This window comes from Herbaspirillum camelliae, assembly GCF_001929405.1.
GTDB lineage: Bacteria > Pseudomonadota > Gammaproteobacteria > Burkholderiales > Burkholderiaceae_D > Herbaspirillum > Herbaspirillum seropedicae.
In genome coordinates this window covers 3,314,918-3,330,915 of the sequence record NZ_KV880769.1, presented here as the reverse complement: position 1 = coordinate 3,330,915, position 15,998 = coordinate 3,314,918, and the positions used below count along the sequence as shown (strand labels likewise).

Sequence of the window (15,998 nt, the reverse complement as noted above, 5' to 3'; positions counted from 1 at the left end):
CCGCGACGAAGGTCACGAACTGGCGCGTGGCAATGCGCTCCTGGGACGACGGTCGGTCCGGATCCGACGTTTCGCGGACGGTGACGATATCGGTTGTCATCGCCGCCCCTTAGGCTACGCTTTGCAGTTCATCCGCCAGCGAGGATATTTCTTCGATGGCAGCAGCAAGTTCGCGCGCGCCCTTGGATTGCTGCTCGGCGGCGCCCGCCGCTTCGCCGGCGGCCTTTTCCGATTCCTGCGCGGCGCTGGCGATCTGGTCCACCCCTTTCTTGGCCTGCCCGATGGCAGTGGAGATTTCACCAGAGGCGGCCAGGATCGTCGCCGCCCCGCGTTCGACCTCAGCGACGTCAGCCTCGATCTGCGCCAGACTGGCCGTCGTGATCTTGGCCTTCTCGGCCTCGATGATGGCGGCCTTGACGATGTCTTCCAGGTCCGCGCTGACCAGGGCGATCTGGTCCTGCACCGCCTTGACCAGATCCTTGATGCGATCGGCGTTTTCTGCGGAGTCGCGCGCCAGGTTGCGGATATCGGTCGAGACCACCACGAAGCCCTTGCCGAATTCACCAGCCCGGGCGGCCTCGACCGAACCATTCACGGCCAGCATGTTGGTCTGGATCGAGACTGTCGTGATTGCTTCGACGATCTTGTCGATGCGGCGCGATACCTGGTCCAGATCGCGGACCTGCTTGATGCTGTCCTGGGTGGCCTTCACCGAGGCGGCGATGCCGTTGATGAGACTACCGACCGCGTCCTTGTTGGCAATGAGCAAGGATTGAATACCCTTGACTTTTTCCCCGCTCACCGTCGCCCGTTGCTGCGCGACTTCCACGCCCTTTTCGATCTGACCGATGGCCGTGGACGATTCCTCGCTGGCCGCTGCGGCCACCTGCGCACCCTTGCTGATTTCCTCCAGCGCGCCCATGATCTGCGCGCTGGCGCGGTTGATCTCTTCCACCGCCGACGACAGCTGCTCAGCACTGGAGGCCACCACCTCCGCACTCTTGCTCACATCGGTGGAATTCTTCAGCTCTTCAGCGACCTCCGCCAGCGCCTGCGCGGCCTGCTCCGCCTCGGCCAAGGCTTGCGCCTGCTCGCTGACTGTCTTGGCCGTTTCTTCGGCCGCAGCAGCCTGCTGCAATGCGGCCGCCGCAATATCCTGCGAGCCCTTCATCGCCTGTTGCGCGGCCGTGTCGGATTGCTTGGCGCCCGCACTGATCTCCACGACGCTGCGAGCGATCTCGCGGAAATCCACGCCGATGCGCTCCAGCTGTGAATTGATGACCTTGCCGTTTTCCACTTCGGCGCCCAGGACCTGGGCCGACTTGTTGATGCCCTCGGCAATGGACTTGACGTCTTGCTGAATCTGGCCGACCAGATCCTGGATCTGCTTGGCGCTGCGTTCGGAGGTTTCCGCCAGGGTCCGCACTTCATCGGCCACCACCGCAAAACCCTTGCCGTGCTTGCCGGCGCGCGCCGCTTCGATGGCTGCATTGAGCGCCAGCAGATTGGTCTGGTCCGCAATACGGGCGACCGCCTTGACGATATCGCCGATGTTGGAGGCCTGCGCCTCCAGTTCACTCACCATGGCCACCGAACCCTGCTGGCGCTGACCGGCCTCGGTCACGTTGGCGATCAGATTGGCGACGTCGCTGGAGGTGCTGGTGATGACCAGCTGACAGGCATTGACCTTGGACTCGCTGACCTCAGCGCTCTGCAACTGAATCCCAATCGATTCGGTGACCAGGTGGAACGCACTGGTGGATTCTTGCGCCGCCCCGGAGGCTTCCTCCGCACCCGCCGAAATCTGGTTGGCCGCACGCCGCAGCTGCTCTGAGGCTGAGGCAGCCTCATTGATGCCCGAAGACAATTCGCCCGTGGCCGCAGCGATACGCTCGGCCGCCTGCTGCTGCTTGGCCAGGGTGCGTGCGCGCTTGCGCTGCGCCTCCGCCTCGCGCACCGAAATGCTGCCTTTTCGATTGGCGTCGTTATCGTGGAAGGAGGCTGCCGACAGACTCGGAATGTTTTTTTTGACCAGGGCCACGAGGATTCCTTTCAATGAAGTGGCAGCCGGGATTGAGGCACACCCTGGCCATGCGGAAACAAGGACATCGCCCTCAGCGCCGACATTTACAGGAACCGCCCACTTCAGCTACCGATGCTTTCGTTATAGGTGATGGGTATGACGCCGGCAGCACACGCCGCCCCCTCTGGCACGACCTGTAATCACGAATAAGTTACGCAACTAATTACATATTGCTTACGCTCACCGATCCATGGCCAGCACCTCCCATTGCGGGCTTACTCCCTAGCCCATTCTGTCAGAATGTGTTGCACATTTTACATATTTTGCATCTTTGACGCAATTGTGAGAGCATATTTTGTATATCTTGCATTTTTATTCGTAAACAAATTTCATATTTCACCTCAAACGCCGACAAAAACAGGGGGAAATCGCCAAGGGCCACGCCCTCGGCGCGGCACTGGAAATCCAATCAGAACGCGAATCAAGAAGCGTTCGTCAGGCTGAAAGGAGCCGTAGTGAGCACGGACCAACACTTTCTGGTGGTTGATGATTTTTCGACGATGCGGCGCATCATCATCGGGCTGCTCAAGGAGCTGGAGTACCTGAAGGTCACCGATGCCGACGATGGCACATCGGCATGGAAGATTCTGGAGTCCGGCGCGCTGCCCATCAGTTTCGTGATCACTGACTGGAACATGCCGGGCATGGACGGGCTGGACCTGCTGAAGAAGATCCGCGAGACACCGCGGCTGCAGCGACTTCCGGTACTCATGGTGAGCGCCGAAGCAAAGAAGGAGAACATCGTGCTGGCAGCAGAAACCGGGGCGGATGGCTACATCGTCAAGCCCTTCAATGCCGCAACGCTGGATGACAAGATCAGCAAGATCCTGCAGCGTCGCAGCAACATGGGGCTGCAGTAAGGCGGCAGCGCCGCTGGCGAGGCCACAATACCTCAGAGCGATCTGCCGCCATGCACAGGACCCATAGCGCTACGCCGCGACTGCGGAGGATATTCATGAAGAGCAAGTGCAAGCGCAGGTGGCGCTGCGCAGAGCGTCGATCCGCAGAACCTCAATCCCGTAACGCACGAGCATGCTGTCCATTTTTGAAGAGGAAGGCCTGAGCACTGGCTCCCTGCCAATGTCGCCTTTCCCGCCCATACCAAGGAGTTAGTCACGCGATGCAGTCCCAAGACCATTTCAATATCCCTTTGGAGAACATCGAGGCGGCGCTCGCCCACCAGTGCGGCAGGCCACATCCGCTGAATGTGAAAGTCCCCACACGCGCGGAAGTGGCCACACTCCCGCTGGACGAGCTGTATCGACTCGTCCGCAAATGGATCCATAAAAGCGCCATCGAGATCGTGCCCAGCCGCAAGCAGATCGGCGAGGTGCTGGAGATCCTGCGCAGCCGTGCGGACATCCATTCGATGCCGGCGCTGGTGACGCTCTGCGAAGAATATGCCGGCCCCGGACACGCGCACAGCGCACCGGCAGAACCGTATCCGGAGGCGGCGGCGCCTGCTCCGGTGACGTCGCCCTGAAGACGTGCCAGTCGTTCCGATCATCCAACCTACTGACCTACACCATGGAAACTGACTTTCATACGCTGTGCCGAGTCGTTGAACAACAGCATCTGATGCTGGCGCAGATGGCCAAGCTGCTGGAGACCGACATCGCCATCCGCGAAGCGCACACCTCCATCCTGCATACGCTCACCGCCATTGCCAGGAATGATCCGGACTTTCGACGGCTGTTGTCGGAGATCCATACTTCACGCCTGAACATGCACATCCAAACGGATGTCGATAACAAATTCATCCAGACCTATATCGAGAACGTCAACACCTTCCTGCCTGATCCGTGGAAATATGCGCCGATGGCCGCTGAGAAAAAATAGCAATAGCCAATAGTCAGTGGCCAACAGGCGCATCCGTTCCAGGCCAACGCGCTACCAGCGATCAGTCGGGCTCAGACCCGTGGCCCCAGGCGGCAGCCTGCCGCCTGCAGGCCGGACGGGCCGCTGTCACCCTGCCCCCCTGGACCCAGGTCCTGGCTGCGGTCGCACCCATCGCGTGGGCAGATGCACGTCATCCAATCCCCCCTCCCACTTCCGGACCACGTCCGGGCCACAAGGGCCAGCGGCAAACAGCAGCATGCGCCCCGGCATGCCGTGCCATCGAGCCACAAAACCTTGAGACTCCATGACGCAAGTCAGCTGACGGTCAAACCACGACACGCCGTCAAACACTGAAATATAGTCGGGGTTACAATTCAAAGATTTTGGATGCAGGCTCAAGACCGAAGAAGCCAACCCCAGCGCAGCCTTGCGCTGGCAATGGGACAGCTGGAAAGCTGAACAATACCCGGCTTCCCTCGACATGGAGGCGTATAGATCAGCGCATGAAAACGTTTCGATCACCCGTCATCCGCAATAACTCCACGCATTGATATCTTCACAATTTTTTTGCAAAAAAACGGAATATGAAATCAAGTGATTTTGTTTTTTATATCTCTCCTCGGCGAGGATGTCACTGATGGGCCGCGCCACACCGCCTGAAGTCAGGGATATGTCGATCGTCGACCCGGTGATGACCTCTCGTGAGGCCGCAAGGATGCTGGGCGTGTCCATTACGACTGCGCAGATCTGGATGGAAAGCGGAATGCTGGCGTCCTGGAAAACGCCGGGCGGCCATCGCCGCACGCGCCGGAGTTCGGTGATGTCGCTCATCGGTCATCACGAAGTACCGGCGATGGGAGACGAGGACGGGCCTGAAGAGCTGGAAGCCCTGGCCTACCCTGCCGGTGCAGAAGAAGGCGACCGGGCCGAATTCGTGGAACGCATCATCGAGCGCTCGCAGCCGGACACCCGCTTCGATCGCCTGACCTGGCTGGCCAGCGAGTTGCTCGATGCACCCATTTCGCTGATCACCTTCCTGACATCGGAACTCCAGATCTTCAAGTCGGCGCACGGCCTGAGCCTCAATGAGACGCCGCGCGCCTGGGCCTTTTGCAACTATACGATCGCGCATGAAGGCGTGTTTGCCGTCAGCGACACGCAGACGGACCTGCGCTTCATGAACAACCCGCTGGTGACATCCGCCCCCTTTTTCCGCTTCTATGCGGGGGTGCGCCTGATGTACGAGGGCAAGGCATTCGGCTCCCTGTGCGTCATCGACACCGAACCGCGTATCCTGCGCTCCCATGAACAGCAAGCGCTGGAAGAACTGGCGATGCTGGCCTCGGATATCCTCAGACTGCACATCCTGGAGTCCAGATAGATATTGCGCCGCGCAGGCCTGCGCGCTTCTCTTATGACTGCTCCAGGTCGCGAATGGCCCAGTTCAGCACAGCGTTATACATCACCGCCGACGCGCCCTCGGAGATGTCCCGCATGAAGGAAAACAATTGCTGCTGGCACGCCACGGCGGGAGCAGAAGCGACGCTGCCAAGATCGCGCTTGGCGTGAGAGAGGGTGAAGTTGAGCGCCTCGATCATGTCCTCGCCGGCATCGGCTTGCAGTGCGAGATCGCGTATCTGTAAGGCGTACTTGCTTGCCAGTTCCATAGAGCTCATTTCATCAAGGGCCAATCCATTCCAGGCTGAGCCGCGCACTGAGCCCCACCTTGCAATCAGGAAAGAAGACGTGCCTGCGCTGCGGGCTGCCCCTTAAGCGGTCAGGCCATCATTGGTTGTGCCTGGCAACCTGAAGTTCCTGATCGCGGCCAGGCAATCGGCTGCCTGGCTCAACAGCAGGAAGGGATGCTCCTGCACCAGGCACTCGAATTGAGGAATCACCTTGGCCATCGCACAGGCCAGCGTGAGGTCATCTTCCTCTTCGCCCCATAAGAGCTTCTTGACGAAGACCTCGGCGCCCACTGAGCGCAGCACTGGCATGGCCAATTCCAATTCGATGCTGCCCGCTTCTTCCAGGCCGTAGCCGTCGTGCAGTATCCGTTCCACCGCCTTGTCCAGGTCCTCCGTATGCCGTTGGTGCAGACGGGAACCGGCACGCTCGAAATAGTCCGTGAGCACAGCCATCTGGTTGGTGAGCTTGTTGACCGATGTGATCATGCCTCTGAGCTCGTCTGCGTCCAGCGCCGCTAACGGGGGCATGTTTAAACTGGGATTGTTCATAGGCTCGGATTTGCTTCTGTCAGTTGGGGTTATAGAAAGATTCACGAATCACGATTAACCGGAAATGCACCATCGGCGGCCAGACAGCCCCGTAGCCAGGCCCTCTACATTGATCATGTTGATCATGTTGATCACGTTGACCATATGGCCCGCATCTGCATGGCCGCCCTTGAGAGATCGCGTACCTCCGCTGATTCCCGCTTATTCACCGAGGATCAGTTCCCGCAAGCGCTCCTCCTGATCAATCACTGCCGCCACCGCCTTCAGCGATTCGCGCAACGCCTGCACCACCGATACAATGCCGCCGGTACGCGCGAGCGACTTGCTGGTGGGCTTGATATGCAAGGCGGCGCTGCCCCCGGGATCGCCGTGGGAATGCGCAGTGAGGATGCCAAAGTCACGCAAGAGGACCATTGCGACCGCCGCACTGGCTTCGCAGGGGACCGCCGCGCTGAAGCCGGGGTCCATATCCCGCTGCATCAGCAGGTAGCGCAACAAGTCTTGCGCGTCCAACATGACGCCGAGCGGGCTATGCCTGACCCAGGCACCGAGTTCATGGCTGAGCGCCTCGGCCAAGCGCTTTCCACAGGCAGCCTCGCTGATGAGCTGCAGCGAGGTGTAGGCCTGCAATGCCCGCAGCACGCCGGCCATGGTCGGCGCACGCGCATCCATGCCCCACTCACGCGAACGCGCCTGCAAGGTCATGATCGAGGCGGCATCGCCGACCATCAATCCGGCGCGCGGACCATGCATGCCCGCCTTGTCGCAACTGGTGATGACCAGGTCCGCCCCCAGCGAGAGCGCGGATACGCCATCGCACAAGGCCGGACGCAGGCGCGCGCCATAGGCGTCATCGACCAGCACCACGGCTCCGACCGCATGGGCAATCTGGATCATGTTGAGCATGCCGTCGTCGCGCAGGATGTCAAGATCGCTCGTGACCGGCGTGATGAGCACCAGGTCCGGCCTGACCCGCTCGATGGACTGCTGCCAGTTCTGTTGCGCCGTGTACTCATGCAAGCGGGCATTGGCCAGGGCCGCGCCGCGACGTACCGAGGCGTGCGAACGGCCCTCTGGCGGCAGCAATGACATCACGGTCCCGTGACCGGCCAGGGCAGTGATGGCGGTGATGATCCCTGCCGAGGTGCGATTGAACAGCGCTGCCCGGGCTTGGTCGTCGCCCCCCAGATGGAGCCTGGCGGCATTCTGGAACTGCCGCTCCATGCGGCTGGGGCCGAGCCACTCCTCGCACCAGGTCCGCATATCTCCCTGACTCAGGGAAAAGTCCCCGGCATGGCCGCCAAATACACCGATGGAAGTCTCGCCGAACAGCCGCAATCTCTCTGCGGCCAGACGCTGACCGTAGTCGAATCTGCGCATCTCCTCCACATGGGAACGGAGGATCCGGCCTCTGGCATATCCGGTTTCTTCGTCCAACAAATTGCCGAAACCATCCTTGACACCCGGGCGCGCGGCCCTGGTGTCAAACGGTACGGCAGCAAGCCGCGATGGCGAGATATCCGGGAGCATGGTCAATGATGTGTACGTGTGATCTTCTGATGCGAGCAATGATGGTCAAGGACAGGCTGGCGTGCTGGCTAATGGGATTGGCGTTCAAACAGAAACAGGCGATAAATATCCTCGGCGATCTGCGCCAACCCCTCGAAAGTCCGTATTTCACGGGCGCGGAAAATGCGCGGCTCGGTATCCATCACGCACAGCGCGCCGAATACGACGCCGTTATTCAAGCGCAAGCGCATGCCGGCAAAGCAGCGCACGAACGGCGCTCCCGTGACCAGACTGTGGTCGCTGAAACGTGGATCCTTGCTCGCATCCGGCACGAGAAAAACACCCTCGTGCAGCAGCGTGTGCTCGACAAAAGCACAGGGCCGAGTGGTTTCCTCGACATGCAGGCCGACCGGGCCGTGCCAAATCACGGTCTCGGAAGCAACAAGTCCAATCAACGACATCGGTACATCGAGCAATTCGCCGGCTAGCCAGTTCAGCCGCCGGAATCGCTCCTCAGATTGCATGTCATTCATTTTTATTTATGTAAGCGCGTTCCCCGATTTGCCACCACTCCCTCAACCAAAGCCGGACCGGTGGATAACCAGTCCCGGCCTCGACGAGGACGCCGTTCAAGCGCATCGTTCGAACGTCGGCGTGCTGCACCCGACGCCCAAGATCCCGCGCTTGACACAGCCTCCCCTCGCAACGCCTTTGTGCGTGACCCGAAGGCGTTGTGATCCTGCGTGGCAAAAACACCGATAAGCTGTTGGAAAAATTATAGACTGATTGCGGCAAAACTTTAATATTTTTTACTTTTAATACTTTTTGGAACCAAAAATACAACTTAAATCCGCTTACTTTTGATTTTTCCAGTGATATTGTGACAAATAATCACAAATATCACCAATAAATACAGAATATACAAACATCAAAAGGATGGTAAGAAAAGAAATCCGTCCAGGGCGCCGTGGCGCCCGTAGGGTCGCTGGCGGCAGGCAGCGAGCTCAGCCAGGGCCTGAAATGAAGGTGCAACAAAAAAGCCCGCATCCTTTCGGATGCGGGCTTTACCCACGACTACCTCTGCTACGTTACTTACTCACTTACTACCTTTACGACGTTGGTCGCCTGCTTTCCCCGCGTACCAGTATCACGAGCAGGCGACTGGTCGAAGTATCATTTAAGCAGCGAGGAGTGAAAATAAGAAAACTCTGAAAAACATCAATCCCGAAGAAGCACCGCTTCCTTCTCGCTCTTGTCCTGCTTGAAACGGGTCACCAGCAGTTGGTTGATACGATTGCCTTCGATATCGACCACCTCGAACTTGAATTCAGCAAAGAGCACGAAATCGGTCTTCTTGGGAATCTTGCGCAGCATGTACATGATGAAGCCCGACAAGGTCTCATAACCGACCGGGTTGGGATATTCATCGATGTCGAGCTCGTTCATGACATCGTTCAAGGGCGTCAAGCCATCCATGAGCCAGGAATTTTCGTCGCGCCGCACGATCTGCTGCTCTTCTTCGGTGATGGCCAGCAGATTGCCCATGAGCACGCCAGTGACATCGGTAATGCTGATGATGCCCACCACCAGCGCATATTCGTTGACCACGATGGCCAGGTCTTCATCCATGGCCTTCATCCGCTCCAGCACTTCCCACAGGTTCAAGCTGTCGGGAATGGACAAGGGAGGATGCACCAGCCCCTTGTCGGCCAGCGAGAACTGTTCCCCCTTGAGCAGGCGCTTCAGGACATCCTTGCTGTCGATATAGCCCAACACGGCATCGATGTGGCCATCGCAGACCAGGAAGCGGGAGTGCGGATGGTCGATGATCTTCTGGCGTATCGTCGCTTCGCTATCGGTGAGCAGGAAGTAGACGATGCTGTCGCGCGGCGTCATGGCCGAGGGTACGTAACGGCTCTCCAGCTCGAACACGTTTTCGATCAGGTGATGCTCCTGCGTGAGCAGCACGCCAGCCTGGGCGCCGGCATCGACCATGGCGTGGATCTCGTTGGGCGTGATCACTTCCTGGCGCACCTGCGGCAGACCGAACAGGGTGAAGATCCATTTCGACAGGCTGTTGAAGAACCACACCAGGGGCTTGAACAGCGTCTCCAGCAGCAGCATGGGCTTGACCAGTGCCACCGCTGCGCGCTCCGGGGCCACCATGGCCAGGCGCTTGGGCATGAGGTCGGCAAAGAGGATGAAGAAGGCCGTCACCACCAGGAAAGACATGGCGAAGCTGGCGTTTTCCAGCCAGGGACCGATATAGAAGCTGCTGATGATCTCACGCATGTGGGGCGTAAGGGCGGGTTCACCCACCACACCGCCGAGGATGGCAACAGCGTTCAGGCCGATCTGGACGACGGTGAAGAAATTGCCCGGTTGCGCCTGCAGGGACAGGACGCGGTCGGCATTGTGCACGCCTTCCTTGGACATCATTTCCAGGCGGATCTTGCGCGAGGCGGCAATGGAAATCTCGGCGCAGGAAAGAAAGGCGCTGACCACGACCAGGAGCAGGATCAGCAGCAGACTGGTGAATATGCTCATGTTGTTCTTATCTCAATGATTTGACGTGACATTCTCTCCTGCAACAGGGAGAAAAGGCAAATCGCGTCAAACCCGGCGCATCCTTGTCCCCTGGCCCGGTGCCCGGTACCAGGCGCGCCGGCTGCCCGGACGTCCTTAGCGCAGCAATTCGTACGGACCGCCCTTTTCCAGCGCCCGCTGGTAGGCGGGACGGGCGTGGATGGCTTCGAGGTACTTGAGCAGGTTGGGATAACGTCCATCCAGGCCGCCACGGGCGCGCAGGGCTTCCACCGGGAAACTCATCTGGATGTCGGCCCCGCTGAACTGCGCCCCGGCAAACCAGCCCTGCTGGCCCAGCTCTTCCTCCATGAAGCGCAACTGGCGCTCCTGCTGCGGCGCCACCACGCGGCTGCGCATGCCTTCGGCCAGCATCCTGGCGATCGGACGGATCAGCGCCGGCACCGCCTTGGGCATCTTGGCGAAGATCAGTTGCATCACCAGCCAGGGCATGGCCGATCCCTCGGCGAAATGCAGCCAGTAGCGGTAACGCAGCCGTTCGGGCGTACCGGCCGCAGGCAGCAGGCCGCTGTCGGCACCGTAGCGTTCCAGCAGGTATTCGATGATGTTGCCGGACTCGGCCACCGTCAGGTCGCCATCGGTGATGACCGGCGACTTGCCCAGCGGATGCACCTTCAACAGCTCCGGCGGCGCCAGCATGGTCTTGGGGTCGCGCTGGTAGAAGCGGATCTGGTAGTCCAGCCCCAGCTCTTCCAGCAGCCACAGCACGCGCTGGGAGCGGGAGTTGTTCAGGTGATGCACGGTGATCATGGCGCGGTCCTTGTAAAATGCGAGGCAACAACTCTAACACCATCAAGAAACCCGCCCCATGGCCGTCACGCCCCTTTACAAACAATTTGCCGACCAGCTCGCGGCCTCCATCCGCGACGGCGTGCTACGCCCGGGCGAGCGTATCGCCTCGGTGCGCATCGCCAGCCAGCAGCACAAGGTCAGCGTCACCACCGTGGTGCGCGCCTACGAACTGCTGGAAAGCCGCGGCATCATCGAGAGCCAGCCGCAGTCCGGCTACTTCGTGCGCGAACAGCCCGAAGCGCCGCCCAAGCCGGCGCTGCGCACCACCTCGCGCGAAGACCATCCGGCCTGGCAGGAATCGACCGAGGTCGATGTGAGCCGGCTGGTGCTGGCCACGCTCAAGACCATCCAGCAGGACGGCACGGTGCCGCTGGGTTCGCCCTATCCCAATCCGGCGCTGTTTCCTTCGCACCGGCTGGCCCAGTATGCGGGGCGCATTGCCCGCCATGCCAGCCAGTCCAGCGTGTTCGACGACCTGCCGCCGGGCCACCCCGAACTGCTGCGCCAGATCGCCCGGCGTTACCTGGAAAACGGCCTGAAGGTCGACCCCGAGGAAATCGTCATCACCGTCGGTGCGACCGAGGCCATCAATCTGTGCCTACAGGCCGTGGCCCGCCCCGGCGACACCATTGCCGTGGAGACCCCGACCTTCTACGCCATGCTGCACGCCATCGAGCGCCTGGGCATGCGGGCGCTGGAGATCCCGACCGATCCGCAACGCGGCATCGACGTGGGCGCGCTGGAAGAACGGATGAAGACGCAGGCCATCGCTGCCTGCATGGTGATGCCCAACTTCCAGAATCCGCTGGGCTTCCAGATGCCGGACAGCGAAAAGGAAAGGCTGGTGCGCCTGGCCGAGCAGCACCAGATGCCGGTCATCGAAAACGCTGTCTACAGCGAGCTGTATTACGGCAATGCCCACCCCTCTTCGCTGAAGAACTACGACCGCGACGGTCTGGTGCTCCACTGCTCATCGTTTTCCAAGAGCCTGACCTCGGCCTACCGCATCGGCTGGGCCATGCCGGGCCGCTACCGGGCGCAGGTGGAAAAGCTCAAGTTCCTCAACACCCTGGCCACGCCCACGGCCCCGCAACGGGCCATTGCCGAATACCTCACCCAGGGCGGCTACGAACGCCACCTGCGGCGGGTACGCCGGGCCTTTGCCCAGCAGCGCGACATGATGCGGCACTTCGTGCTGCGCTTCTTCCCGGCCGGCACGCAAGTGTCCGAGCCGCAGGGCGGTTACGTGTTGTGGGTGGAGTTGCCGCAGGGGGTCGATGCGATGGAGTTGTATCGCCGCAGCCTGGCGCTGGGGATCACGGTGGCGCCGGGACGCATCTTTGCGGCGACCAACCGCTACAGTCATTTCATCCGGCTCAACTATAGCTATGCCTGGTCCAAGGAGACCGAGCAGGCCTTGAAGCTGGTGGGGAAACTGGTGGAAGAACTGGCGGGGTGAATTTGCGTGCGGAGCGCCCCTTCGGCGAGCTCAGGACAGGCTTCGATACGGCGCTGTCGCGCCTACTCAGTCCGAACGGTGTGTGTTGGAGCCGACGCACAGAAAAACCCGTTCGGACTGAGTAGGCGCAGCGCGCCGTATCGAAGACGCGCCCCACGCCGCACTTACTTACTGAGGAGACACCAGCAAACTCACGCTGCCCGTCCCATCCTCATTCATCTCGACCTTCATCACGCCAGCCTCTTCCAGCGCCGCCAGGAAGCGCCGCAAGGTGCTCATACGCAATTGCGTACGCTTGGACAGGCGCGCCAGCGACAGCGCCCCGCCCTCCTTCTCCTCGGCATCGGCCTGCAGGGTTTCGACGATCAGCAGCACCTCGGGCGGCACGCCCATCTGCTGTGCACGCGCCTGCAGGTCAGCATCTTGCTGGGTCGGCATGTCAATCACACTCATGCTGCCCTCCCTTCAGGCCGCCGAACGCTGCACCGCCGAACGCGACAACAGCACCGGAATGGACTTGGAGGTCGGCGTACGCGCCTTGTCGGCAAAGCTTTCCAGCGGCACCAGCGGATTGGTCTCGGGGTAGTAGCTGCCAATGCAACCACGCGGAATCTCATACTCCACCAGCAGGAAGCCCTCGGCGCGACGCTCCACGCCATCGTCCCAGACGCTGGTGATGTCGACCCATTCACCATCCTTCAAACCCAGCATCTGCAGGTCTGCCGGGTTGATGAAGACCACCCGGCGCTGGCCGAACACGCCGCGATAACGGTCATCCATGCCATAGATGGTGGTGTTGTACTGGTCATGCGAGCGGGTGGTCATGAGGGTCAGCAGCTTCTCGCCATGGATCGCGCGGGCGCGATGGATGGGCGTGTCCTTGGGGATCTCATGGACGATGAAGTTGGCCTTGCCGCTGGCGGTCTTCCAGACACGGTCGCGCGAGGCCACACCCAGGTGGAAGCCGCCCGGATTGGCGATGCGCTCGTTGTAGCCCTTGAAGGCGTCATAGACCTGCTCGATGGCATCGCGGATGCGCGAGTAGTCCTCGGCGTACCACAGCCAGTCGATCTTGGGGCCGTTGTTGCGCGACTTCATGGTGGCTTCAGCCAGGTGCGCCACGATGGCCGTTTCCGACATCAGGTGCTCGGAAGCCGGCTTGTTGATGCCGTAGGAGACGTGCACCATGCTCATCGAATCTTCCACCGTCACGCCCTGCGGACCGGACTTCTGCATATCGATCTCGGTGCGGCCCATGGTCGGCAGGATCAACGCATCCTTGCCATGCACCAGGTGGCTGCGATTGAGCTTGGTGGTGATATGCACGGTCAGGTTGCAGGAACGCATGGCCTCGAAGGTGCGCGGCGTATCGGGCGTAGCCATGGCGAAGTTGCCGCCCAGGCCGATGAAGACCTTGGTACGCCCTTCCAGCATGGCCATGACCGAACCCACGGTGTCATTGCCGTGATGGCGCGGGGCCTTGAAGCCGAACACCTGCTCCAGGCGATCCAGGAAGGCCGGGGTCGGTTTTTCATCGATGCCCACGGTGCGGTCGCCCTGCACGTTGGAGTGGCCGCGCACCGGGCACAGGCCCGCGCCCTGGCGGCCGATGTTCCCGCGCAGCATCATCATGTTCGACAGCAGCTGGATGGTGGCGACCGCATGCTTGTGCTGGGTCAGGCCCATGCCCCAGGTGGCAATGACTGCCTTGCCCTTGACGTAGACCTGGGCCAGCTTCTCGATGTCCTCGCGCGAGACGCCGGATTCGGCGATGATGTCGTCCCAACTTTCAGCACGCGCCTGGGCAGCGAATTCCTCGAAGCCGGCCGTGTGTTCCTCGATGAATTTCACGTCGATGACGCGCTCGGCGCCAGCGGCCCGGGCGGCGTCATCCAGTTCGATGGTGCGCTTGATGACGCCCTTGATCAGCGCCAGATCGCCCCCCAGCGTGGGGTGGATGAACATGGAACTGATGCGGGTGCTGCCCATGGTCAGCATCTCGACCTTGCTCTGGGGATCGGCAAAGCGCTCCAGGCCGCGTTCCTTCAAGGGGTTGATGGCCACGATGGTGGCGCCGCGCTTGGAGGCGTGGCGCAACTCGCCCATCATGCGCGGGTGATTGGTGGCCGGGTTCTGGCCGAACAGCAGCAGCGTGTCGCAATGGTCGAAGTCTTCCAGCAGCACCGTGCCCTTGCCGATGCCGACCGTGCCGGGCAGGCCCACGCTGGTGGGCTCGTGGCACATGTTGGAGCAATCGGGGAAATTGTTGGTGCCGTATTGACGCACGAACAACTGGAACAGGAAGGCCGCCTCATTGCTGGCGCGCCCGGAGACATAGAAGTCGGCCATGTCCGGATCAGGCAAGGCATTGAGATGCTTGGCCATCAGCGCGAAGGCGTCGGCCCATTCGATCTTCTTGTACTTGTCGGTGGCGGCGTCGTAGACCATGGGATGGGTCAGGCGGCCATGCTCTTCCAGCTCGAAGTCGGACTGCTGCATCAGCTCGGTGACGGTGTGCTGCGCGAAGAACTCGGGGGTCACGCGCTTCTTGGTCGCCTCGGCGGCCACGGCCTTGACGCCGTTTTCGCAGAATTCGAAAGTGGAGGTATGCTCGCGATCCGGCCATGCGCAACCGGGACAATCAAAGCCATCAGGCTGGTTCTGCGACAACAGGGTGCGCAAGCCGCGGCCATCGGCCACGTGTTCCTTGACCAGGTTCAGCGCGACGTACTTGAGCGCGCCCCAGCCGCCTGCGGGTTGATTGTATTGCTCGATTCTTGGTTTGGAAGGCATGATGTCTCGGATCGGAGTGGAGTCCAGTGTAGGTGAAGTCTAGGACACACCGGCAGGCTCCGGAATGCACAGGAGCATCCGGCCGATTCAAGTACAGTCCTTGTCAACCTGTCAGCGCAAATGCTGGCCTGACCCGCCCTGCTTTATCCGCACCGCTTTTGCGCTCAGTCTTGGCGCTCAGTCATCCAGCGGCAGCGCCAGGGTTTCCTTGATCTCTTCCATCACCACATAGCTCTTGGACTGCGCCGCCCCCGGCAACTGCAAGAGGATATCCCCCAGCAGCTTGCGGTATTCCGCCATGCCCCGGATACGGGCCTTGATGAGGTAGTCGAAGTCGCCCGAGACCAGGTGGCATTCCTGCACCTCGGGGATGCGCAGCACTTCGCGCCGGAACTGCTCGAACATGTTGCCGGACTTGTGGTTCAGCGTGATCTCCACGAACACCAGCAGCGTCGCGCCCAGTGACTCCGGATTGACGCGGGCGTAATAACCGGTGATGACGCCATCGCGCTCCATGCGCCGGACCCGCTCGATACAGGGCGTCACCGACAGGCCGACCTGCTCGCCCAGTTCCTTCATGGAGATGCGGCCATCCTTTTGCAGCACGGCCAGGATGCGGTGATCGAGCTTGTCCAAGGTGCGGACGGACTGTTGCTGAGTTCTCATGAGATTTTCCTGTTTC

15 protein-coding genes are annotated in these 15,998 nt (G+C 60.9%); 5 read left to right on the top strand and 10 right to left on the bottom strand.

Annotated features, from left to right (window positions below; genetic code table 11):
* Positions 1-109 precede the first annotated feature (109 nt).
* Positions 110-2,041, bottom strand: coding sequence for a methyl-accepting chemotaxis protein (locus BGK68_RS14775; RefSeq protein ID WP_075257731.1), 1,932 nt, complete (start codon positions 2,039-2,041; stop codon positions 110-112).
* Between the two features lie 497 nt (positions 2,042-2,538).
* On the opposite strand from BGK68_RS14775, the gene BGK68_RS14770 reads away from it, so the two are divergent.
* From BGK68_RS14770 to BGK68_RS14755, 4 genes are all read left to right on the top strand, one after another.
* The gene (locus BGK68_RS14770; RefSeq protein WP_075257730.1) at positions 2,539-2,943 is read left to right on the top strand and encodes a response regulator; all 405 of its coding nucleotides are present in this window, start codon (positions 2,539-2,541) and stop codon (positions 2,941-2,943) included.
* A 260-nt stretch (positions 2,944-3,203) separates the two neighbouring features.
* Positions 3,204-3,566, top strand: coding sequence for a hypothetical protein (locus BGK68_RS14765; protein WP_075257729.1), 363 nt, complete (start codon positions 3,204-3,206; stop codon positions 3,564-3,566).
* A gap of 44 nt (positions 3,567-3,610) precedes the next feature.
* Positions 3,611-3,922, top strand: coding sequence for a hypothetical protein (locus BGK68_RS14760; protein ID WP_143433061.1), 312 nt, complete (start codon positions 3,611-3,613; stop codon positions 3,920-3,922).
* A 670-nt stretch (positions 3,923-4,592) separates the two neighbouring features.
* A complete protein-coding gene (locus BGK68_RS14755; RefSeq protein WP_075257727.1) occupies positions 4,593-5,303 on the top strand; it encodes a GAF domain-containing protein in 711 nt (236 codons plus the stop codon).
* A gap of 31 nt (positions 5,304-5,334) precedes the next feature.
* On the opposite strand, the gene BGK68_RS14750 is transcribed toward BGK68_RS14755, so the two are convergent.
* From BGK68_RS14750 to BGK68_RS14725, 6 genes are all read right to left on the bottom strand, one after another.
* Positions 5,335-5,589, bottom strand: coding sequence for a hypothetical protein (locus BGK68_RS14750; RefSeq protein ID WP_041310479.1), 255 nt, complete (start codon positions 5,587-5,589; stop codon positions 5,335-5,337).
* Between the two features lie 102 nt (positions 5,590-5,691).
* Positions 5,692-6,096, bottom strand: a complete 405-nt coding sequence (locus BGK68_RS14745; protein ID WP_075257726.1) for a hypothetical protein — start codon at positions 6,094-6,096, stop codon at positions 5,692-5,694.
* 264 nt (positions 6,097-6,360) lie between these two features.
* Positions 6,361-7,539, bottom strand: a complete 1,179-nt coding sequence (locus BGK68_RS14740) for an aminotransferase class I/II-fold pyridoxal phosphate-dependent enzyme (RefSeq protein ID WP_143433060.1) — start codon at positions 7,537-7,539, stop codon at positions 6,361-6,363.
* Between the two features lie 218 nt (positions 7,540-7,757).
* On the bottom strand, positions 7,758-8,201 hold the full coding sequence (locus tag BGK68_RS14735) for a GAF domain-containing protein (RefSeq protein ID WP_083657816.1): 444 nt from the start codon (positions 8,199-8,201) through the stop codon (positions 7,758-7,760).
* Between the two features lie 685 nt (positions 8,202-8,886).
* Positions 8,887-10,215 (bottom strand): hemolysin family protein, encoded by a 1,329-nt coding sequence (locus BGK68_RS14730; protein ID WP_075257724.1) that lies wholly within the window; start codon positions 10,213-10,215, stop codon positions 8,887-8,889.
* Positions 10,216-10,350: 135 nt separating this feature from the next.
* Positions 10,351-11,022, bottom strand: coding sequence for a glutathione S-transferase family protein (locus tag BGK68_RS14725; RefSeq protein ID WP_075257723.1), 672 nt, complete (start codon positions 11,020-11,022; stop codon positions 10,351-10,353).
* 58 nt (positions 11,023-11,080) lie between these two features.
* On the opposite strand from BGK68_RS14725, the gene BGK68_RS14720 reads away from it, so the two are divergent.
* Positions 11,081-12,523, top strand: coding sequence for an aminotransferase-like domain-containing protein (locus BGK68_RS14720; RefSeq protein WP_013233699.1), 1,443 nt, complete (start codon positions 11,081-11,083; stop codon positions 12,521-12,523).
* Between the two features lie 168 nt (positions 12,524-12,691).
* On the opposite strand, the gene BGK68_RS14715 is transcribed toward BGK68_RS14720, so the two are convergent.
* The 3 genes from BGK68_RS14715 to BGK68_RS14705 form a co-directional block, all read right to left on the bottom strand.
* On the bottom strand, positions 12,692-12,976 hold the full coding sequence (locus tag BGK68_RS14715) for a helix-turn-helix domain-containing protein (RefSeq protein WP_083657815.1): 285 nt from the start codon (positions 12,974-12,976) through the stop codon (positions 12,692-12,694).
* A 12-nt stretch (positions 12,977-12,988) separates the two neighbouring features.
* Positions 12,989-15,316 (bottom strand): FdhF/YdeP family oxidoreductase, encoded by a 2,328-nt coding sequence (locus tag BGK68_RS14710; RefSeq protein WP_075257721.1) that lies wholly within the window; start codon positions 15,314-15,316, stop codon positions 12,989-12,991.
* 177 nt (positions 15,317-15,493) lie between these two features.
* Positions 15,494-15,982 carry an Lrp/AsnC ligand binding domain-containing protein gene (locus tag BGK68_RS14705; protein ID WP_006464533.1) on the bottom strand — a complete coding sequence of 163 codons (489 nt, stop codon included), beginning with the start codon at positions 15,980-15,982 and terminating at the stop codon, positions 15,494-15,496.
* Positions 15,983-15,998: the final 16 nt, after the last annotated feature.